The sequence below is a fragment of the Arthrobacter sp. EM1 genome, from assembly GCF_029964055.1.
In the GTDB taxonomy this organism is placed as follows: Bacteria; Actinomycetota; Actinomycetes; order Actinomycetales; family Micrococcaceae; genus Arthrobacter.
The window spans coordinates 617,106-637,654 of record NZ_CP124836.1; the positions used below are offsets into that span (position 1 = coordinate 617,106).

Annotated in this window: 19 protein-coding genes; 16 read left to right on the forward strand and 3 right to left on the reverse strand. The window is 65.1% G+C overall.

Annotation, left to right across the window (positions count from 1 at the left end; genetic code table 11):
• The 3 genes from sdhA to sdhC form a co-directional block, all read right to left on the reverse strand.
• Positions 1-1,800, reverse strand: coding sequence for a succinate dehydrogenase flavoprotein subunit (gene sdhA, locus QI450_RS02840; RefSeq protein WP_226774030.1), 1,800 nt, complete (start codon positions 1,798-1,800; stop codon positions 1-3).
• Between the two features lie 126 nt (positions 1,801-1,926).
• Positions 1,927-2,409 (reverse strand): succinate dehydrogenase hydrophobic membrane anchor subunit, encoded by a 483-nt coding sequence (locus QI450_RS02845; RefSeq protein WP_226774029.1) that lies wholly within the window; start codon positions 2,407-2,409, stop codon positions 1,927-1,929.
• Positions 2,410-2,411: 2 nt separating this feature from the next.
• Entirely contained in the window at positions 2,412-2,792 is a 381-nt protein-coding gene (gene sdhC, locus QI450_RS02850; RefSeq protein ID WP_226774028.1) for a succinate dehydrogenase, cytochrome b556 subunit, read from the reverse strand.
• 326 nt (positions 2,793-3,118) lie between these two features.
• Between sdhC and QI450_RS02855 the strand changes: the two genes are divergently transcribed.
• From QI450_RS02855 to eno, 16 genes are all read left to right on the forward strand, one after another.
• Positions 3,119-4,276 (forward strand): sugar phosphate nucleotidyltransferase, encoded by a 1,158-nt coding sequence (locus QI450_RS02855; RefSeq protein ID WP_226775059.1) that lies wholly within the window; start codon positions 3,119-3,121, stop codon positions 4,274-4,276.
• A gap of 65 nt (positions 4,277-4,341) precedes the next feature.
• Complete coding sequence (locus QI450_RS02860) at positions 4,342-5,541, forward strand: amidohydrolase (RefSeq protein WP_226775058.1); 1,200 nt, start codon at positions 4,342-4,344, stop codon at positions 5,539-5,541.
• Positions 5,542-5,803: 262 nt separating this feature from the next.
• Positions 5,804-6,196 carry a MarR family transcriptional regulator gene (locus QI450_RS02865; protein WP_226775063.1) on the forward strand — a complete coding sequence of 131 codons (393 nt, stop codon included), beginning with the start codon at positions 5,804-5,806 and terminating at the stop codon, positions 6,194-6,196.
• A 46-nt stretch (positions 6,197-6,242) separates the two neighbouring features.
• Complete coding sequence (locus QI450_RS02870) at positions 6,243-6,674, forward strand: organic hydroperoxide resistance protein (protein ID WP_226775057.1); 432 nt, start codon at positions 6,243-6,245, stop codon at positions 6,672-6,674.
• Positions 6,671-7,702, forward strand: coding sequence for an NADP-dependent oxidoreductase (locus QI450_RS02875; protein ID WP_226775056.1), 1,032 nt, complete (start codon positions 6,671-6,673; stop codon positions 7,700-7,702). The genes QI450_RS02870 and QI450_RS02875 overlap by 4 nt, the downstream gene beginning before the upstream one ends.
• A 281-nt stretch (positions 7,703-7,983) precedes the next feature.
• Positions 7,984-9,093, forward strand: coding sequence for a BMP family ABC transporter substrate-binding protein (locus QI450_RS02880; protein ID WP_226775055.1), 1,110 nt, complete (start codon positions 7,984-7,986; stop codon positions 9,091-9,093).
• Positions 9,094-9,259: 166 nt separating this feature from the next.
• On the forward strand, positions 9,260-10,903 hold the full coding sequence (locus QI450_RS02885) for an ABC transporter ATP-binding protein (RefSeq protein WP_226775054.1): 1,644 nt from the start codon (positions 9,260-9,262) through the stop codon (positions 10,901-10,903).
• Positions 10,896-12,323 carry an ABC transporter permease gene (locus tag QI450_RS02890; RefSeq protein WP_226775053.1) on the forward strand — a complete coding sequence of 476 codons (1,428 nt, stop codon included), beginning with the start codon at positions 10,896-10,898 and terminating at the stop codon, positions 12,321-12,323. The genes QI450_RS02885 and QI450_RS02890 overlap by 8 nt, the downstream gene beginning before the upstream one ends.
• Positions 12,320-13,657 carry an ABC transporter permease gene (locus QI450_RS02895; protein WP_226775052.1) on the forward strand — a complete coding sequence of 446 codons (1,338 nt, stop codon included), beginning with the start codon at positions 12,320-12,322 and terminating at the stop codon, positions 13,655-13,657. The genes QI450_RS02890 and QI450_RS02895 overlap by 4 nt, the downstream gene beginning before the upstream one ends.
• A gap of 2 nt (positions 13,658-13,659) precedes the next feature.
• Complete coding sequence (locus tag QI450_RS02900) at positions 13,660-14,064, forward strand: cytidine deaminase (RefSeq protein ID WP_226775051.1); 405 nt, start codon at positions 13,660-13,662, stop codon at positions 14,062-14,064.
• An 11-nt stretch (positions 14,065-14,075) separates the two neighbouring features.
• Positions 14,076-15,380 carry a thymidine phosphorylase gene (locus tag QI450_RS02905; protein ID WP_226775062.1) on the forward strand — a complete coding sequence of 435 codons (1,305 nt, stop codon included), beginning with the start codon at positions 14,076-14,078 and terminating at the stop codon, positions 15,378-15,380.
• A 118-nt stretch (positions 15,381-15,498) separates the two neighbouring features.
• On the forward strand, positions 15,499-16,149 hold the full coding sequence (locus QI450_RS02910; protein ID WP_226775050.1) for a DedA family protein: 651 nt from the start codon (positions 15,499-15,501) through the stop codon (positions 16,147-16,149).
• A gap of 96 nt (positions 16,150-16,245) precedes the next feature.
• Positions 16,246-17,001: a DedA family protein gene (locus QI450_RS02915; RefSeq protein WP_282468095.1), complete on the forward strand. Its 756-nt coding sequence runs from the start codon at positions 16,246-16,248 to the stop codon at positions 16,999-17,001.
• Positions 17,002-17,056: 55 nt separating this feature from the next.
• Positions 17,057-18,214: an adenosine deaminase gene (locus QI450_RS02920; protein ID WP_226775048.1), complete on the forward strand. Its 1,158-nt coding sequence runs from the start codon at positions 17,057-17,059 to the stop codon at positions 18,212-18,214.
• A 121-nt stretch (positions 18,215-18,335) separates the two neighbouring features.
• Positions 18,336-18,941, forward strand: coding sequence for a MazG nucleotide pyrophosphohydrolase domain-containing protein (locus tag QI450_RS02925; RefSeq protein ID WP_226775061.1), 606 nt, complete (start codon positions 18,336-18,338; stop codon positions 18,939-18,941).
• A gap of 156 nt (positions 18,942-19,097) precedes the next feature.
• Entirely contained in the window at positions 19,098-20,378 is a 1,281-nt protein-coding gene (eno, locus tag QI450_RS02930; RefSeq protein WP_226775047.1) for a phosphopyruvate hydratase, read from the forward strand.
• Positions 20,379-20,549 lie beyond the last annotated feature (171 nt).

The window sequence follows — 20,549 nt, forward strand, 5'->3', positions numbered from 1 at the left end:
TTAGTACTTCCTCACCATCGGCTCGTAGCGCGTAAAGACCACCGGTTTGGTGGAGAGACGGATGCCCGCAATAGCCTCCGCGGAACCATCCGCCGGAGCATGCTCATCCTTGTACGCCATGGAGTGTTTCATGAATTTTTCGTCGTCGCGCTCGGGGAAGTCCTCGCGGAAGTGGCCGCCGCGGGATTCCTCGCGGTGCAGGGCCGCCACGGTCATAACCTTGGCCAGTTCCAGCAGGAAGCCCAACTCCACGGCTTCGAGGAGGTCCAGGTTAAAGCGTTTGCCCTTGTCCTGGACACTGATCCGCTGGTACCGCTCCTCGAAGGACGCAATGTCAGACAGGACCTGGTTCAGGGTCTCTGCGGTGCGGAACACCTGCATGTTGGCGTCCATCGTGTCCTGCAGTTCCTTGCGGATCGCAGCAACCTTCTCAGTGCCGTCAGCGGTGCGGACGTGGTTGAGCAGGTCCAGTGTGTAGGCCTCCGGGTCGCCGGGAAGATCAACGAAATCGGCGGTCTTGGCGTACTCGGCGGCGGCAATGCCGGCGCGCTTGCCGAAGACGTTGATGTCCAGCAGCGAGTTGGTGCCCAGGCGGTTGGAGCCGTGCACCGAGACGCAGGCGACCTCGCCGGCCGCGTAAAGGCCCGGGACAACGGTGTTGTTGTCCTGGAGCACTTCGGCGCTGATATTGGTGGGAATGCCGCCCATGGCGTAGTGCGCCGTCGGGAAGACCGGTACCGGCTCCGTGTACGGCTCGACACCGAGGTAGGTGCGGGCGAACTCGGTGATGTCCGGCAGCTTGGCGTCGATATGTGCCGGCTCAAGGTGCGTCAGGTCCAGCAGGACGTAGTCCTTGTTCGGGCCGCAACCGCGTCCCTCACGGACTTCGTTGGCCATGGAGCGGGCCACGATGTCGCGGGGTGCGAGGTCTTTGATGGTGGGGGCATAGCGCTCCATAAAGCGCTCACCTTCGGAGTTGCGCAGAATCGCTCCTTCGCCGCGGGCGGCCTCGGAGAGGAGGATGCCCAGGCCGGCGAGGCCTGTCGGGTGGAACTGGAAGAACTCCATGTCCTCCAGCGGGATGCCGCTGCGGAAGGCAATGCCCATGCCGTCACCGGTGAGGGTGTGGGCATTGGAGGTGGTTTTGAAGACTTTGCCCGCGCCGCCCGTGGCGAAAACCACCGACTTGGCCTGGAAGACATGCAGTTCACCGGAGGCAAGGTCGTAGGACACAACGCCGGAAACGCGCTTTTGCTTGTACGGCGTGCCGTCTTTGCGGACAGCGTCTTCCTCGACGGTCAGGAGGTCAAGGACGTAGTACTCGTTGTAGAACTCAACGTTGTGCTTGACGCAGTTCTGGTACAGGGTCTGCAGGATCATGTGGCCGGTGCGGTCAGCGGCGTAGCAGGCGCGGCGGACCGGAGCCTTGCCGTGATCGCGGGTGTGGCCGCCGAAACGGCGCTGGTCAATCCGGCCTTCGGGCGTGCGGTTGAACGGCAGGCCCATCTTTTCCAGGTCCAGGACGGCGTCGATTGCTTCTTTGGCCATCACCTCGGCCGCGTCCTGGTCAACCAGGTAGTCGCCGCCCTTGATCGTGTCAAAGGTGTGCCATTCCCAGTTGTCTTCCTCGACGTTCGCCAGGGCTGCGCACATGCCGCCCTGCGCCGCACCGGTGTGGGAGCGGGTGGGGTACAGCTTGGTCAGTACCGCTGTTCGGGCGCGCTGACCGGATTCGATCGCCGCGCGCATCCCGGCGCCACCGGCACCGACGATGACGACGTCGTACTTATGGACCTGCATACCAGACGCTCTTTCTCTCAAAATTCGCTTACAACACCGGCCGGCGGAGCCGGGCCGGTGACATCTCGTGGACCTGCCGTACCTGCACCGGGCAGGGACGGGTCGGTTGCCGCTGGGGCCGCGCCGTTAGGGCGCCGGGCAGAAGCCGCCAGGCAGCTGGACACCGTTGACCACAGGGCACGGATCAAAGGTGAAGATGACCAGGGTGCCCAGGATGATGATGGCGGTGGTGGCGGCGTACAGCACGATCTTCAGCCACAGTCGTGTGGCGTCCTTTTCGGCGTAGTCGTTGATGATGGTCCGCACACCGTTGGTGCCGTGCAGCATGGCCAGCCACAGCATCGCCAGGTCCCAGATCTGCCAGAACGGGTCAGCCCATTTACCGGCCACAAAACCGAAGTCGATCGCGTGGATTCCCTCGCCCACCATCAGGTTGACAAAAAGGTGGCCGAAGATCAGCACAACCAGGACAACGCCGGAAAGCCGCATAAAGAGCCAGGCGATCATTTCGAAGTTGCCTTTTGAACTGCCGTTGCGGCGGTACTGCGGCGCAATCCGGTTGCTGCCGACCTTTGGGCTGCGCGGGCTCTGAATCTGCGTTGCACTCATGGCTAGTGGCCTCCAAGGGCGAGGGACAGGTGGCGGATGGAGAAGCCAACCATAACGACTGCCCAGAGGATGAGCACCGTCCATAGCATCTGGCGCTGGTACTTGGCGCCCTTCTTCCAGAAATCGACGGCGATGACCCGCAGGCCGTTAAAGGCGTGGAAGACGATCGCTGCGACGAGGCCCGTTTCACCCAGGGCCATCAGGGGGTTCTTGTAGGCACCGATCACGGCGGTGTAGGCCTCGGGGGATACACGCACCAATGAGGTGTCCAGTACATGGACCAACAAGAAGAAAAAAATCACTACACCAGTTATGCGGTGTCCAACCCAGGACCACATGCCTTCACGGCCGCGGTACAAGGTGCCAGCTGGTTTTGTCGGCACTGAATAAACCTCCCTGCAACACAGCGGCGCTGGCATGGGATCCACGCGGGGGGAACGCCTGCTGCGAGAGCACTCGTAAGCTCAAGCCTAAATCTAGGCTTCGCTCGCAGCTTATTCAATTCAGCCACCCGCTGGTGACGTCGCCCATCGGGGTTTTGGTCCGCTTTTGAGACGAACGGCACATTCCGCGCGGGAGTGAGGCGGGAGTGAGGCGGGAGGGTGGGCGGGGCCCGGACTGCTTCGGATCAGTGCCCGCAGCGGTGCCCGTTGCCTGCTCCGACGCCGGTTCAGGGCTCTGTGCGCCGGTGTCGGCTAAAGTAGCCGTGATGACTACAGACAAAGTGACAAGCCAGGACGCGCTGCAGGGTACGGCTCAGGGCCCGGCCCTGAGCCGGTTTATTGCGGTGATTCCGGCAGGCGGAGTGGGGACCCGCCTCTGGCCCCTGTCACGAGCGGCAGCCCCCAAGTTCCTTCATGACCTCACGGGCTCGGGCAGCACGCTGCTGAGATCGACGTACGACCGGCTGGAGCCGCTCGCCGGCAAGCACATGCTTGTGGTAACCGGGAAGGCGCACCGGGATGCAGTCTGCCGGCAGTTGCCCGAGATCGATGACGCGGACCTGGTGCTGGAGAGCGAGCCGAAGGACTCCGGCGCCGCCATCGGGCTGGCCGCCGCAATCCTGCACGAACGCGATCCGGACACCATCATGGGCTCCTTCGCCGCGGACCAAGTGATCAGCCCCGACGAGCTGTTCCATGCAGCCGTGCGGGAAGCCATCCATGCGGCCGCGGCCGGCAAGATCGTTACCATCGGCATTAAGCCAACCCACCCCTCCACTGGCTTCGGTTACATCCGGTCGGGCAAAAACCTCGGCGTCGACGGGGCCCCCAGTGCCCAGGCCGTTGTTGAGTTCGTGGAGAAGCCCAGCGAAGAGGTTGCCCAGGAGTACCTCGACAGCGGCGATTACGTCTGGAACGCCGGGATGTTTGTGGCTCCCGTCGCGCTGATGCTCAAACACCTCGAAGCCAACCAGCCCGAGCTCTACGCCGGCGTGCAGGAAATCGCCAAGGCCTGGGACACCCCGCAGCGCGACGAGGTCCAGGCCCGGGTCTGGCCCACCCTGCCCAAGATCGCCATTGACTACGCCGTGGCCGAACCGGCAGCCGCCGCGGGCGACGTCGCCGTCGTTCCCGGTACTTTCCGCTGGGACGACGTCGGTGACTTCGCCTCGGTGGGCCGGCTCAACAGCGCCAAGGAAGTTAAGGACGTGACAGTGATCGGTGAGGGCGCCCGCGTCTTCACCGAGGACGCCAGCGGTGTGGTGGTCTCCGACACCAAGCGTGTGATCGCCCTGATCGGGATCAAGGACGTGGTGGTGGTTGACACCCCGGATGCCCTGCTCGTGATGCACAAAGAGCATTCGCAGCGGGTCAAGCAGGCCGTTGATGCGCTCAAGGCCAGCGGCGACACGGACGTCCTCTAGCCTCGGGATCCGTAACGCACCGGCCGCGATGCAGCTATTTTATCTGCGCTCGCTAGAGTTATTGGGTGCGTAACTACTCTACTGAAGCTGAACCCACCACACTGGTGGGGCCGTGGCTCGAGCCTCTCCTGCCGGAGCTGATCGCCTTCCGCCGGGACCTGCATGCGCACCCCGAGCTTTCGTTCAAGGAGTTCCGCACCACGGACAAGCTGGCGCAGCGACTCGAGCAAGCTGGCCTCAAGCCGCGGCGCCTCGCCGGAACGGGCCTGACGGTGGACATCGGGGAGGGCCCGATCGCCACGGCCCTGCGCGGTGATATTGATGCCCTCCCCATCATCGAAGAGACGGGGCTTGCCTTCGCCTCGAAGAACCACGGTGTCACCCACGCCTGCGGCCATGATGTGCACACTGCCACCATGCTCGGCGCGGCGTTGGTCCTGCAGCGGATGCACCAGGAGTCGCCGCTGCGCGGCACCGTGCGGATCATTTTCCAGCCGGCCGAGGAAACCATGCCCGGCGGTGCGCAGAGCTGTATCGAGCAAGGCGTCCTGGAAGGGGTCCCCCGGATCCTGGCCTTGCATTGTGATCCCCGGATTGAGGTGGGCAAGATCGGCACCCGGATCGGCGCCATCACCTCCGCCTCGGACACGATCAAGATCGAACTGACCGGCCGTGGCGGCCACACTTCACGGCCGCACCTGACCGAGGAACTCGTCTTTGCCCTGGCACAGATCGCCGTTAACGTCCCGGCGGTGCTTTCCCGCCGGGTTGACGTGCGCAGCGGGGTGTCAGTGGTCTGGGGCCATATCTCGGCCGGTTCCGCGCCCAACGCAATCCCGGCCAGCGGCTACATGGCCGGCACCATGCGCTGCCTGGACCGCGACGCCTGGCACAGTGCCGGCGAGATCCTCGACGAGGTCATCCAGCAGATCGCGGCACCGTACGGCGTTGATGTGCACCTGGAACACACCCGAGGCGTGCCTCCCGTGGTGAACTCCGAACACGAAACCGCACTGATTGAAGCCGCGGCCCGTGCCGAAATCGGCGAAGGCGCAGTCGTCCTGACGCCCCAGTCCATGGGCGGTGAAGACTTTGCCTGGTTCCTGGCCGACCTTCCCGGCGCCATGATGCGGCTCGGCACCAAGACCCCCGGCGGCGAGGAGTACGATCTGCACCGCGGTGACTACATCCTGGATGAACGTGCCCTGGGCCTGGGTGTTAAGGTGCTTACGGCCGCTGCGCTGCGAACCCTGCGCGACCTCTAGCCGGCAGGCTTCCAAAGCCGGAGGTGGACACCTCGTTCCGGGCCGGGTAGATCGGCGGGAGCGAATGGCCACCAGGCCGGTTGAACGCAGTTAGCCCTCCCGCATTTGAATTGCGCACAATTGAGTTGTGCACAATTGAATTGTGGAGTATGTTTATTTCATGAGCGAAACACAGCACTCCGCGGACGCGGGCAGCCAGACCGCCGCACCCGACGCCGCCGGAATCGACGCCCCGCGCTTGAACCGCCAGGTGTGTTTCGCCATGTATTCCGCAACACGGGCCACGACGGCGGCGTATCGGCCGATGCTCGAAGAGCTTGGCCTGACCTACCCGCAGTACCTCGTCATGATGGTGCTGTGGGAAGCGCAGCCGCGCAGCGTCCGCGAGTTGGGGGCCGAGCTCGCACTTGATTCGGGAACGCTCTCGCCGCTGCTGAAGCGGCTTGAAGCCCTTGGCCTGGTGCGGCGTCTGCGCTCTTCGGCCGATGAGCGCCGCGTGGAGGTCTTCCTCACCGCTGACGGCGCTGCCCTGAGCGCGAAAGCCGCGGAAATCCCGCAGCGGCTCGCGGCGGCCGCCGGCCTGTCGGCTGTTGAACTCGACCAATTGCGTGACACCTTGGGCCGGCTCACCGCCGCACTGCAGGCACCCCGCTAGCCCGCACAATTTTTCCCGAATTTCCCGCCAACAGATTGGACCGCGCATGAAGACTCTATACACCGCCGAGGCGCTGGCCTCGGGCGAAGGCCGCGACGGCACCGCCGTCACCAAGGACGGCAAACTTAACGTCGCGCTGGCAAGCCCGGTGGAACTGGGCGGCAGCGGCGAGGGCACCAACCCCGAGCAGCTCTTTGCCGCCGGCTACGCAGCCTGCTTCCACTCCGCGCTGCGGCTCGTTGGCCGCCAGCAGCACGCCGACCTCACAGACTCCGCCGTCGCCGCGAAGATCCACCTGGGCGCCCTGGCCGATGGAGCCGGCTACGGCATCGCCGCAGAACTCGAGATCGCCCTGCCCGCCGTGGACCGGGCCACCGCCGAGGCCCTCGTGGCCAAGGCGCACGAAGTCTGCCCCTATTCCAATGCCACCCGTGGCAACATCACTGTCGACATCAACATCATGGAGGTAGCCGCATGAGCACCGACACCGAAACCACAGTCCTTCCCGCCGCCACGCGGGAGATCCAGCTGGCATCCCGGCCGCACGGCCGTCCCGTACCGGAGAATTTCCGCATCGCCGAGACGGCGCTGCCCGAACTGCAGGACGGCCAGGTCCTGGTCCGCAACCTCTTTATCTCCGTGGACCCCTACATGCGCGGCCGGATGAATGACGTCAAGTCCTACTCGGCGCCCTTTGCCTTGGACGTCGCGATGGAAGGCGGCGCCGTGGGCGAAGTAATCGCCTCCCGCTCCGCGGACCGTAAGGTGGGCGACGCCGTCGTCCATTCACTGGGATGGCGTGAATACGCCGTGCTCGACGCCGGAGCCACCTCGCCGGCCCGCACGGACCTGGCACCCGCCTCCGCGTTCCTCGGCGCGCTGGGGATGACCGGCCTGACGGCGTACGCGGGCCTGCTCAAGGTGGCCGATTTCAAGGCCGGCGACGCCGTTTTCGTCTCCGGCGCGGCCGGTGCCGTCGGCTCGCTGGTGGGACAGATTGCCAAGGCCATGGGCGCTTCCCGCGTGATCGGCAGCGCTGGGTCCCCGGAAAAGGTGGCCCGCCTGCTCGAACTCGGCTTCGATGCCGCCTTCAATTACCACGACGGACCCGTTGTTGACCAGCTCACCGCCGCCGCAGGCGAAGCGGGCATCGATGTGTACTTCGACAACGTCGGCGGCGAACACCTCGAAGCAGCCCTGAGTGTGCTCAACGTCGGTGGCCGGGTCGCCATGTGCGGCGCCATCGCGCAGTACAACTCAACCGAGCCCGCGACGGCCCCACGCAACCTTATGCTCGCCATCGGCAAGCAGCTGACCCTCAAGGGCTTCCTGGTCGGCGGCTACTGGCAGCACATGAGCGAGTTTGTCCAGACCATGTCCGGTTGGATCGCGGACGGCACTGTCAGCTACGACGAGACCATCGTGGACGGACTCGAGAACGCACCGCAGGCCTTTATGGACCTCCTCGATGGTGCCAACACCGGCAAGATGCTGGTCCGGCTCTAACCGCACACCCCACCTGCCCGCAGGCCGCAAGCCCCGCACCGGAATCCACCCGGTGCGGGGCTTTTTGTCTACCGCTTGGTAACAAGTTCTCAACAATCTGGGAAATCCCTGTGAACTGCGGTACACGGACGTGTTACAGGACACTAAAGTTGCTTTCATCAGTGCGCTTCGGCGCAGTGCTGCGAAATCCATCAGTGAAAACAGCGTTTCAGCGGCAACCCCGCCAACAGACACTCATTGAGCTTCCGTCGTAGCGCCTACTCTTTTCTCCTGGAGGAAAATTGAAGAACTCTCTGCGTGCAACCTTCAAGCGCGGTTCGGTGGCAGGAGTCGCCACCGCCGGCGCGGCTGCGCTGCTCCTCACCGGTTGCGGGGCCGCACCGACAGCCAGCAGCAGTGCCTCCGCCTCGGCCAGCAACTACACCGGCTGCATCGTGTCCGACTCGGGCGGATTCGACGACCAGTCATTCAACCAGTCCTCCTACGAGGGGCTGAAGAAGGCCGAGAAGGATCTGGGCATCAAGGTCAACCAGGCCGAGTCCAAGACCAATAACGACTTCGAGCCCAACCTGCGGGCAATGGTCACGGCCGGCTGCGACCTGACAGTCACTGTCGGCTTCCTGCTCGGCGACGCCACCAAGGCCCAGGCCACGGCGAACCCGGACAAACACTTCGCCATTATCGACTTCGGCTATGACACCCCGATCAGCAACGTCAAGCCGATCATTTATGACACGGCCCAGGCCGCCTTCCTGGCGGGCTACCTCGCAGCCGGCACCACCAAGACCGGAACGGTCGCCACCTTCGGCGGTATCAAGATCCCCACCGTCACCATCTTTATGGACGGCTATGCCGACGGCGTCAAGTATTACAACGAGAAAAACGGCAAGACCGTGAAGGTGCTCGGCTGGGACAAGGCCAAGCAGGACGGTTCCTTCACCGGTGACTTCGAAAAGCAGGACAAGGGCAAGCAGTTCACCCAGAACTTCCTGGATCAGGGCGCTGACATCGTGATGCCCGTCGCCGGTCCGGTTGGCAAGGGTGCCGGCGCTGCCCTGAAGGAAGCCAAGGCGGCAGGCAAGGACGTTAAGCTCATCTGGGTTGACTCCGACGGCTTCCTCACGGCACCGGATTACAAGGACATTATGCTTTCCTCCGTGATGAAGCAGATGGGCGAGGCTGTCGAGACCGTTGTGAAGGAAGACAAGGACGGCAAGTTCACCAACACGCCGTACGTTGGCACCCTCGCGAACGACGGCGTGCAGCTGGCGCCGTTCCACGACCAGGACTCCGCGGTCCCGGCCGAAGTGAAGACCCAGCTGGAGCAGATCAAAAAGGATATCGCCGACGGCAAGCTGAAGGTTGAATCCGCAGCCAGCCCGAAGCTCTAGCTTCCGCCGCTAAGCGCCACGGCCCGTCCGGTCATCACCGCACGGGCTGTGGCGCTTTTCGTTGAGCGGACCGGCTCCGCCTCCGGCTGCAGGCACTAGGCTGATCCTGCGGCCCCATCATCCGTCCGGGCCACGACTGCCGGATACTTCTAGATTGGTCAGAGTTTTGAAACTTGAACTCAAGGGGATCACCAAACGCTTCGGCTCCCTGGTAGCCAACGACCACATTGACGTGGTGGTTGAGCCCGGGCAGATTCATTGTCTGCTCGGCGAAAACGGCGCGGGCAAGTCCACGCTGATGAATGTCCTGTACGGTCTGTACGAGCCGACCGAGGGCCAGATCCTGGTCGACGGCAAACCCGTCACCTTCCGCGGCCCGGGCGACGCCATGGCAGCCGGCATCGGGATGGTGCACCAGCACTTTATGCTCGTTCCGGTCTTTACGGTCGCGGAAAACGTCGCCCTGGGAGCGGAAACCACCACGGCCGGGGGGTTCCTGAACCTGGATGACACCCGGCGGAAGATCCGGGAAATCTCGGACCGGTACGGCTTTGACGTCGACCCCGATGCCCTGGTGGAGGACCTCCCGGTGGGGGTGCAGCAGCGCGTAGAAATCATCAAGGCACTCGTCCGCGACGCCAGGGTCCTGATTCTCGATGAACCCACTGCCGTGCTGACCCCGCAGGACACCGATGAGCTGCTGGACATTATGCGCCAGCTCAAGAGCCACGGCACATCGATTGTCTTCATCTCGCACAAGCTTCGTGAAGTCAAAGCCGTCTCGGACACCATCACTGTGATCCGGCGGGGCAAGGTCGTTGGTACCGCCGATCCCGGCGCCTCGACGACGGAACTTGCTTCCATGATGGTGGGCCGGGCCGTGAACCTGACCCTGGACAAGGCCCCGGCGAAGCCCCAGGAGACGACCTTCCAGGTGACGGACCTCACTGTGATTGCGCCCAGCGGCCAGCACGTGGTGGACGGCATCAGCTTCGACATCGCCCGCGGTGAGATCCTCGCCATCGCCGGCGTCCAGGGCAATGGGCAGACCGAACTGACCGAGGCCATCCTGGGCCTCCAGGACCGGGTCCATGGCTCCATCCTGCTCGACGGTGCGGAACTTATTGGCCGCAGCGTCAAGGAAGTCCTCAACGCCGGGGTCGGCTTCGTGCCGGAAGACCGCAACGTTGACGGCCTGATCGGCACCTTCTCGATTGCCGAAAACCTGATTCTTGACCGATACGACCAGGCCCCGTTCGCCAAAGGCATCAGCATGCGGCCGGCCAAGGTCCTGGAGAACGCCAAGGGCCGGATCGAGGAGTTTGATGTGCGCACTCCCTCGGGTTCGCTCGCGGCTGGCACCTTGTCCGGCGGAAACCAGCAGAAGGTGGTGATGGCCCGGGAACTCTCCCGGCCGCTGCGGCTCTTCATCGCCTCCCAGCCCACCCGCGGCGTGGACGTCGGGTCCATCGAGTTCCTGCATAAGCGCATCGTGGCCGAGCGCGACGTTGGCACGCCCGTGATGATCGTCTCCACCGAACTCGATGAAGTCGTCGACCTCGCGGACCGGATCGCAGTGCTCTACAAGGGCAAAATCGTCGGGATTGTCCCGTCCGGCACCGGCCGCGACGTCCTTGGCCTGATGATGGCCGGGCTCTCCCCGCAGGACGCACACGCCGATTCCGCGGGTAAGCCCGCACCCGGCGGGCCCGCAGAGAGCCCCGCCGCACCCCCAGCAAAGAACCAGGCGCCCGCCGCGCCGACCGTGCCCGAGTCCGGCTCCGGCGCCGTAGGAGACGACCATGAGTGAAAACAACGAGCCTCGACGCTCGAGCGAACCGGATCTGGACCTGAATCCGGAACCCCTCGACGCCCCGGAAACCGGGCCGGCCGCTGTGGCCGAAACGAAGACCGGGGCCCCCGCAGATGACGCAGCCCTGGCCACTTCCCTGGACACAGCCGGCGGTGCAATGCGGCCATCGGCGGTTCCCGTCTCGGCCCAGAGCGGCTCCCTTGCAGCTGCGGGGGACTCGGATTCGGTGCTGCGCCAGATCTTCACCGGAAACGGCATTGTGACAGCACTGGCTGTCCTCCTTGCCTTGATTCTTGGGGGACTGCTTATTGCCAGCACCGACAAGGAGGTCGCGGCGACGTCGAGCTACTTCTTTGCCCGCCCGGCCGACTTCCTCGCCGCCGTCTGGTCAGCCGCGACAAGTTCCTACGTCGCGCTCTTCCAGGGCTCGGTCTTCAACCCGCGGGGCAGCGGCTTGGGCGGACAGTTCGCCCCGCTGCTGGAAACACTCACCATCGCCACTCCGCTGATCACCGCCGGCCTCGGTGTCGCCCTGGCATTCCGCGCGGGACTCTTTAACATCGGCGCGCAGGGCCAGATCATCATGGCCGGCATCGTGGCCGCCTGGGTCGGTTTCGAGCTGGAGCTGCCGGTGGGCCTTCACCTGCTGCTTGTGGTGCTTGCCGGCGTCGTTGGCGGCGCCGTCTGGGGCGGCCTGGTCGGCGTGCTCAAAGCGCGGACCGGGGCCCATGAGGTCATCGTGACCATCATGTTCAACTACATTGCCCTGTACCTGGTGCGCTACCTCCTGGACACACCGGCGTTCCAGCGTCCCGGGGAAACCACACCTATCTCACCGCTGCTGGACCCGTCGGCCGTATATCCGCAGCTTTTCGGCAGCCAGTACCGGCTGCACCTTGGCTTCCTGCTGGCCATCGCGGCAACGGTGTTCGTCTGGTGGCTGCTGAACCGCTCGACCATCGGCTTCGAGTTCCGCGCGGTGGGAGCCAACCCAAATGCGGCACTCACCGCAGGCATCAACGTCCCGCGCGCCACCATCCTGGTGATGGCGATCGCCGGCGGCCTCGCCGGACTGGCCGGCGTCGCGCAGGTAGCGGGAACCGAAAAAGTACTCACCGACGGTGTAGCGGCGACCTACGGCTTTGACGCCATTACCGTCGCACTGCTGGGACGTTCGACGCCGTGGGGCACCTTCGCCGCCGGTGTGCTGTTCGGCGCCTTCCGCGCCGGTGCGGTCCAGATGCAGATCCAGACCGGAACCCCGATAGACATTGTGCTGGTGGTGCAGTCGCTCATTGTGCTGTTCATCGCGGCGCCACCCCTGGTCCGGGCCGTTTTTGGGCTCAACCCGCGCAAAAAGAAGGCCGTATCCGCCGGCAAGTCCCAGCAGGCAGCAGCCACCGGAGGTGCAGCATGAGCACAACAACAACGTCCCCCGTCCCGGGAGAACCCCGTAAGCAAGAGCAGGACCGCCCGCGTCCAGAGGCGAACAGGAAGCCGACGGTCTCCGCCAAACCGGTCACCTGGAAGCTGCCCGTGACGCTGCTGGTCCTGGCCGTCATCGCATTCGTCTTTTTTGGCCTGCTGGGCCCGCACGAGACGGCAAAATTCGGCATCTCCTCCGGCGGGGATTTCTTCCAGCTGCCGGCTATCGAGGCGCCGGCCTACCTCACCGGGCTGGTGCTGTCCGTGATCCTGCTGGCCCTGGCCGGCTACGCGATGTTCCTCAAGACAAAAATCCAGCGGCCCCCGCGCTGGCTGCCTGTCCTGTTCACGGTCCTGTTCGTGGTGGCCTTCCTGGTCTGGGTGGTCGGCGGCGCCCGGACCCCCAGCATCTCGCTGGCGGGCCTGATCGCCGGATCCGTGACCCTCGCCGTACCGATTGTCTTCGGCTCCCTGTCAGGGGTGCTGTGCGAACGAGCCGGCGTTGTGAACATCGCCATTGAAGGCCAGTTGCTTGGCGGTGCCTTCACCGCCGCTATCGTTGCCAGCCTGACCGGCAGCCCGTACCTGGGTCTGCTCGCGGCAGCCGTGGCCGGAGCCCTCGTCTCGATGGTGCTGGCAGTGTTCAGCATCAAGTACGTGGTCAACCAGATCATCGTCGGTGTGGTGCTCAACGTCCTGATCTCGGGCCTCACGGGCTTTCTGTTCAGCACCGTGATGCAGGCGGACAAGGAAATGTTTAACTCGCCGGGGCGGCTTCCCATCATCGAAATTCCGGGGCTGTCCAGCATCCCGGTCCTCGGACCCATCCTCTTCAAGCAGTCCGTTGTTGGCTACCTGATGTACGTGGCCGTGATCGTGGTGTGGATTGCGCTGTTCAAGACCAAGTGGGGCCTGCGGGTCCGCGCCGTCGGCGAACACCCGCAGGCTGCCGACACCCTGGGCATCAACGTCAACGCAACCCGGTTCTGGAACGTCACCCTCGGCGGCGCTGTAGCCGGGATCGGTGGATCGTTCTTCACGCTGGTGGCGATCGACAGCTTCACGAAGGAGATCTCCGGTGGCCGCGGCTTTATTGCCCTCGCGGCGATGATCCTGGGGCGCTGGAATCCGTTGGGGGCGTTCTTCGCAGCGCTGCTGTTTGGTTTCGCCGACAACCTGCAGAGCATTGTGACGATCATCGGCACCCCGGTGCCGAGCCAGTTTATGGCAATGCTGCCCTACCTCGTAACCGTGTTTGCGGTCGCCGGACTCGTTGGCCGGTCCCGGCCGCCGGCCGCCGACGGCATACCGTATGTGAAGGGTTGACGATGGAGTGCACCAACGTTGACTGGGCGGCCCTCAAGGCCGCCGCGGTCACCGCGATGGCCAATGCCTACGCGCCGTATTCGAAGTTCGCGGTCGGGGCAGCAGCCCTCACCGCGGACGGCCGGATTGTGAGCGGCTGCAACGTCGAAAATGCCAGCTACGGGCTGACGCTGTGTGCCGAGTGCGCCCTCGTCGGTAATTTGCAGATGACCGGCGGCGGCCTGCTCCGTGCCTTCTACTGCGTCGACGCCGGCGGCAACGTGCTGATGCCGTGCGGTCGCTGCCGGCAGTTGCTCTATGAATTCAGGGCTCCCGACATGGAGCTTATGACCACGCAGGGAATCAAGACCATGGGCCAGGTCCTTCCCGATGCTTTTGGCCCCCAACACCTGGAGGAACCCCGGTGACACCACCGAACATGACCGAATCGTTTGACGCCGTCGACATCATCCGCATCAAGCGTGACAAGGGTGTGCTCAGTCCCGCCCAAATTGACTGGACGATCGACGCGTACACCCGCGGCGCGATCGCCGACGAGCAGATGGCCGCCTTGAACATGGCAATCCTGCTTAACGGCATGGACCGGGCCGAGATTTCACGCTGGACCGCGGCGATGATCGCTTCCGGTGAACGGATGGACTTCTCCAGCCTGCGCCGGCCCGACGGCAGCGTAAAGCCCACCTCCGACAAGCACTCCACCGGCGGCGTCGGAGATAAGATCACCCTGCCGCTGGCACCCCTGGTGGCGGTCTTCGGCGTTGCTGTCCCGCAGCTGTCCGGTCGCGGCCTGGGCCACACCGGCGGCACCCTGGACAAGCTCGAGTCGATCCCGGGTTGGCGCGCCGCGCTGAGCAACGAGGAAATGCTGGCGCAGCTCCAGGACGTCGGAGCCGTCATCTGCGCAGCCGGGGCCGGGCTGGCTCCGGCGGATAAGAAGCTCTACGCCCTGCGGGACGTCACGGGCACCGTCGAGGCCATCCCGCTGATCGCGTCGTCGATCATGAGCAAAAAAATCGCGGAGGGCACCGGATCCTTGGTGCTGGACGTCAAGGTCGGCAGCGGCGCGTTTATGAAAAACGAGGCGCGCGCCCGCGAACTCGCCGAGACCATGGTGGCCCTGGGCAAGGACGCCGGTGTTAACACAGTGGCCCTGCTCACCAACATGAACACACCGCTGGGCCTCACCGCCGGCAACGCGATCGAGGTCGAGGAATCGGTGGAGGTCCTTGCCGGCGGCGGACCGGAGGACGTTGTGGAGCTCACGGTCCGGCTCGCGGAGGAGATGCTCGCCTGCGCAGGCGTCCACGACGCCGATCCCCGGGCGGCGCTGAAGGACGGCCGGGCGATGGACGTCTGGAACCGCATGATCGAGGCGCAGGGCGGCGACCCGCGGGCAACCCTCCCGGTAGCCAGGGAATCCGAAGTGCTCTACGCGCCCGCCGACGGCGTGCTGGTGGAGCTCGACGCGATGGCCGTCGGAGTCGCAGCCTGGCGCCTTGGTGCCGGACGCGCGCGCAAGGAGGACCAGGTCCAGGCCGGTGCCGGGGTGCGGATGCACGCCAAACCCGGCGCGACGGTCAAAGCCGGCGAACCGCTGATGACGCTGCTGACGGATACCCCGGAGAAGTTCGAACGGGCCAGGGAAGCCCTCGAACATGCCGTGGTGATTGCCCCGGAAGGGTCCCGCCCGGCGCAGCAGCTCATCATCGACCGCATCGCCTAGCCGCCGGGTTGCCCTATCGGCGGTGGGCCAACCCTCGGGGTTTGGCCGCCACAAGTGATAGGGCAAGCCGGCAGTACACTTGCACAACAGCAGTCCTCCCGTTGTTTGTTAGGAAACCGTGCAGGCAATCAACGACTTCATCCTTGCCGCCGCAGGCCAACCCTGGGTGCTCCTCCTGGTGTTTGTATGCTGCGTGATTGACGGCTTCTTCCCGCCTGTTCCCAGCGAATCCGTGGTCGTCGGACTGGCCTCGGTGGCGGCCAGCGCCGGTGTTCCCAACGCGTTGCTGCTCGCCGCGACGGCGGCCGCGGGCGCGTTCCTCGGGGACAACATCGCCTACCTGATCGGCCGCAACACCGGCACGCAGCGCTGGGCCTGGTCGCGCGGGCATCGTATGCAGCGTGCGTTCCGCTGGGCCGGCACCGAGCTGCGCAAACGGCCCGCCTCCCTGGTCCTGGTGGCGCGGTTCGTCCCGATCGGCCGGGTGGCGGTCAACCTGACGGCCGGCGCCACCGGGTTCCCGCGTCCGCGCTTTGTTGGGTTGACGGTGCTCTCCGCGGTGCTCTGGGCCTTGTACTCGGTCGCAACGGGACTGTTTTTTGGCCAATGGTTTGCGGAGAACCACCTGCTCGGGGTCATCGTCGCCGTGATTTGCGCGATCGGCCTGGGCATCCTGGTGGACGTCCTCATCCGCAGGCTCCGCGGAACCCTGCCCGTGGAGCCCGAACTGCCGGTCCCGCCTGCCGGGTCCCAACCGACTGAGCGCTGAAACCGGGAGATTCATCCGCCGGGAACGTAGCGTATCCGTTTCCGACATGGGACACTGAAGAGCGCTTTTCACCACTTTCCTAGGAGCAACGCCCGCGTGGAATTTATCAATGAGGCAATTCTCCATGCCGCGGGTCAATGGTGGATTTTTCCAATTCTGACGATCTTCTGCTTCATTGACGGATTTGTGCCGATTCTGCCGAGCGAAACCCTGATCGTCGCCCTGGGTGCCCTGTCCGTGACATCCGGGCAGCCGAACATGTGGTTTGTGATGGCAGCGGCCGCCGTCGGCGCTATTGCCGGCGACAACATGGCCTACCTGCTGGGCCGGCATGTCGGCGTCGAGCGCTTCCGCTGGATGCGCAGGCCCAAGGTCCAGCGGGCGCTGAACTGGGCCCGCTACGAACTGGACAAACGTGGCGCCATGCTGATCTTCACGGCCCGCTACATTCCGGTCGGGCGCGTGGCGGTCAACTGGATTGCCGGTACCACCGCCTACCCGCGCCGGCGCTTCGTCATCCTGGACATCTGCGCCTCAGTCACCTGGGTCGCGTATTCGGCCGGTGTTGGCATCCTCGCCGGCAACTGGGTCCATGAACACCCCCTGCTGGGCGTCGGCATCGCCATCGCCTTCGCCATTGTGCTGGGTATTGTCGTCGATCACCTCCTGACCTGGCTGCACCGCTGGCGCGACGCCCGGGGCGCCGCCACGGCAGCCGGCCGATCCGCCAACGCTGGCGCCACAGCCAAGACCGGACCCGCCCCGGCAGGCGCTGCCGGCTCGCCGGGCCAGGCTTCCGGCACTGCACCGGCGCCCAAGACCCGGGAGACACCGGCGGACGTCGAAGCCTGATTCCTGGCTCCGGGCCCGGCTGGTATTGCACGGCATCGGACCCTAAGGTTGGAACGTGACTGAGATAATTCTTGACGCTGCCCCTGACCTCGACTTTGACCTGAAGGGCCTCCCCAAGGTTTCCCTTCACGACCACCTGGACGGCGGACTCCGTCCGGCCACCATCATTGAACTTGCCGAGGCCGCGGGACACACCCTGCCCTCCACCGATCCGGTCGCACTGGGGGAGTGGTTCCGCGAATCCGCGGACTCCGGCTCCCTGGTCCGCTACCTGGAGACCTTCGACCACACCATCGCCGTGATGCAGACCAAGGCCGGACTCTTCCGTGTCGCCCAGGAATTCGTCGAAGACCTCGCCGACGACGGTGTTGTCTACGGTGAAGTGCGCTGGGCCCCCGAACAGCACCTCCAGCAGGGCCTGAGCCTGGACGAGGCCGTCGAAGCCGTACAGGCCGGCCTGGAGGCCGGTGTGGATGCCGTCGCCGAGACCGGCCGCGACATCCAGGTCGGCCAGCTCATCACCGCCATGCGCCATGCCGACCGTGGCCAGGAAATCGCGGAACTGGCGGTCCGCCACCGCAACAACGGTGCCGTAGGCTTCGACATCGCCGGCGCCGAAGACGGCTTCCTGCCATCCCGGTTCAAGGACGCCTTCACCTACCTTGCCCAGCACAACTTCCCGGCGACGGTGCATGCCGGGGAAGCGGCCGGCCTTGAAAGCATCCAATCGGCGCTGGTCGACGGCCGCGCTCTGCGCTTGGGCCACGGCGTCCGGATCGCCGAGGACGTCACCGTTGAATTCGAAGCAGACGACGATGCCGACGGTGCCGGGGACGAGCTCGATGACAACATCGGCATGGTGACCTTGGGTGACCTGGCCAGCTGGGTCCGCGACCGCGGCATCGCCCTGGAGATCTGCCCTTCCTCCAACCTGCAGACCGGCGCCGTGGCAGGGTTCGGCGAGGGCATCGAAAGCCACCCGCTGGACATGCTTTACCAGCTCGGCTTCAACGTCACCATCAACACCGACAACCGGCTGATGAGCGGCGTGACGCTCACGGATGAGTTCGAGCTGCTGGTCGAGACTTTCGACTACGACCTCGATGACCTGCTGGAACTGACGCTGAACGCGGCCGAGGCCGCTTTCCTGCCGCTGGAGGAGAAGGAAGCCCTCGTCGAGTACATCAACGAGGCTTACGCCGACCTTGGCTAGCCTGGAGGACGCCGCGGGCCCGCCGCTGGGCGGACCCGCGGCAGCCGGGGTCCGCGGGACGGCCGGTGCTGTCGAAACGCTGGCGGAGACGATTGGCGCGCTGCGCGCCCACTGCCCCTGGATGGCTGCCCTCACCCATGAATCCCTCGTGGAGTACCTGCTTGAGGAGGCCTTCGAGGTGGCCGAAACCATCGAGACGGCCGGTGGCGACGCTGAGCTGAAAGCCGAACTGGGCGACGTCCTGCTTCAGGTGGTCCTCCATGCCCGGCTCGCCCAGGAACGCGGCGCCTTCGACCTCGACGACGTGGCCCGCGGACTCACGGCCAAAATGGTCCGGCGCAACCCGCATGTGTTCCGCCGGGACGGTTCGCTGCAGGAGTCCTTTCCGGCCACGGTTGAGGAAATCGTCCGAACCTGGGACGCGGTTAAGCGCTCGGAACGGCTCGTCCCCGCCGGCCCGGAAGCCAACGGAGCCCTCGGCGGTATCCCCGCAGCCCTTCCCGCGCTGGCACGGGCGCAAAAACTCCAGGACCGCGCCAAACGGGCCGGCTTCCCGCCGTCAACCGGGCCGGTAGGGATAGCGGTTCCGCCCTCGGAAGAGCAACTCGGGGACCTGCTGTTCGCAATCGCGGCCGCCGCCCGGGCCCGGGGCCTGGACGCCGAACGGGCCCTCCGCGGCGCCAACCGCCGCTTCCAGGACGGCCAACACCCGCCGCGGTCACCCTAATCGGCCAAAATGACGTCCGCCGCCGGATAGCTTTCTGTAACTTATCCCACTCTCGACTAGGCTGGTAGCGACGAGGACGTCGGTTTTTCAGCTTGATTCCCAGCCTCATATCCCATCAGATTCCCAGCAGATCGCTTCACCCTAAGGAGCCTATCCATGGCGCTTATCGATGCCATCCACGCCCGCGAGATCCTCGATTCCCGTGGCAACCCCACCGTAGAAGTTGAAGTCCTGCTCTCGGACGGCCAGATCGGCCGTGCAGCAGTTCCCTCCGGAGCCTCCACCGGCGAGCACGAAGCCGTTGAACTCCGCGACGGGGACAAGGACCGGTACCTCGGCAAGGGCGTCCAGAAGGCCGTCGACGCGGTCATCGACCAGATCGCCCCGGCCCTGATCGGTTTCGACGCCACTGACCAGCGCAGCATCGACCAGTCGATGATTGACCTGGACGGAACCGCCAACAAGAGCAAGCTCGGCGCGAACGCCATCCTGGGCGTATCCCTGGCCGTCGCCAACGCCGCCGCAGCCTCCGCTGACCTGCCGCTGTACAAGTACCTCGGCGGACCGAACGCCCACGTCCTGCCCGTGCCGCTGATGAACATCCTCAACGGCGGCTCGCACGCCGACTCCGACGTCGACATCCAGGAATTCATGGTTGTCCCGCTCGGCGCCGAGACCTTCTCCGAAGGACTGCGCTGGGGCGTGGAGGTCTACCACGCGCTCAAAGCGGTCCTGCAGGCAAAGGGCCTGTCCACCGGCCTCGGCGACGAGGGCGGCTTTGCGCCCAACCTGCCCTCCAACCGGGCTGCCCTGGACCTCATCCAGGAAGCCATCCGGAACGCCGGCTACACCCCGGGCCAGGACATTGCACTCGCCCTGGACGTCGCCTCTTCGGAGTTCTTCACGGACGGCGCCTACCAGTTCGAGGGCAAATCCCTTAGCTCTACGGAGATGAGCGCCTACTACGCCGAGCTCGTGGCCGACTACCCGCTGGTCTCCATCGAGGATCCGCTGGACGAAAACGACTGGGAGGGCTGGAAGGCCCTCACCGACGCCATCGGCGACAAGGTCCAGATCGTCGGTGACGATCTCTTCGTCACCAACCCCGAACGCCTGCAGACCGGCATCGATTCGGCAACCGCCAACTCGCTGCTGGTGAAGGTCAACCAGATCGGTTCCCTGACCGAAACCCTGGATGCCGTTTCCCTCGCGCAGCGCGCCGGGTACACCACCATCACCTCACACCGCTCCGGCGAGACCGAGGACACCACAATCGCCGACATCGCCGTTGCCACCAACGCGGGGCAGATTAAAACCGGGGCTCCGGCGCGGTCCGAGCGTGTCGCCAAGTACAACCAGCTGCTGCGGATCGAAGAGGAACTCGACGACGCCGCACGCTACGCCGGCCGCAGCGCTTTCCCGCGTTTCAAGGGCTAATAACCGCAGGAACACAAAACCGGTGGCTATGGTTGAAAGACCATGGCTGCCGGTTTGTTTTTGAGACCGGCCTCGTGGCACCGTACGAGCGGAGCAGCACCCCGGCCCCTCGCCTGTGCCGCGGGCCGCGGGACCCAGCACTGAATGCAGCAAGCCAGCCGGGGGAGAACC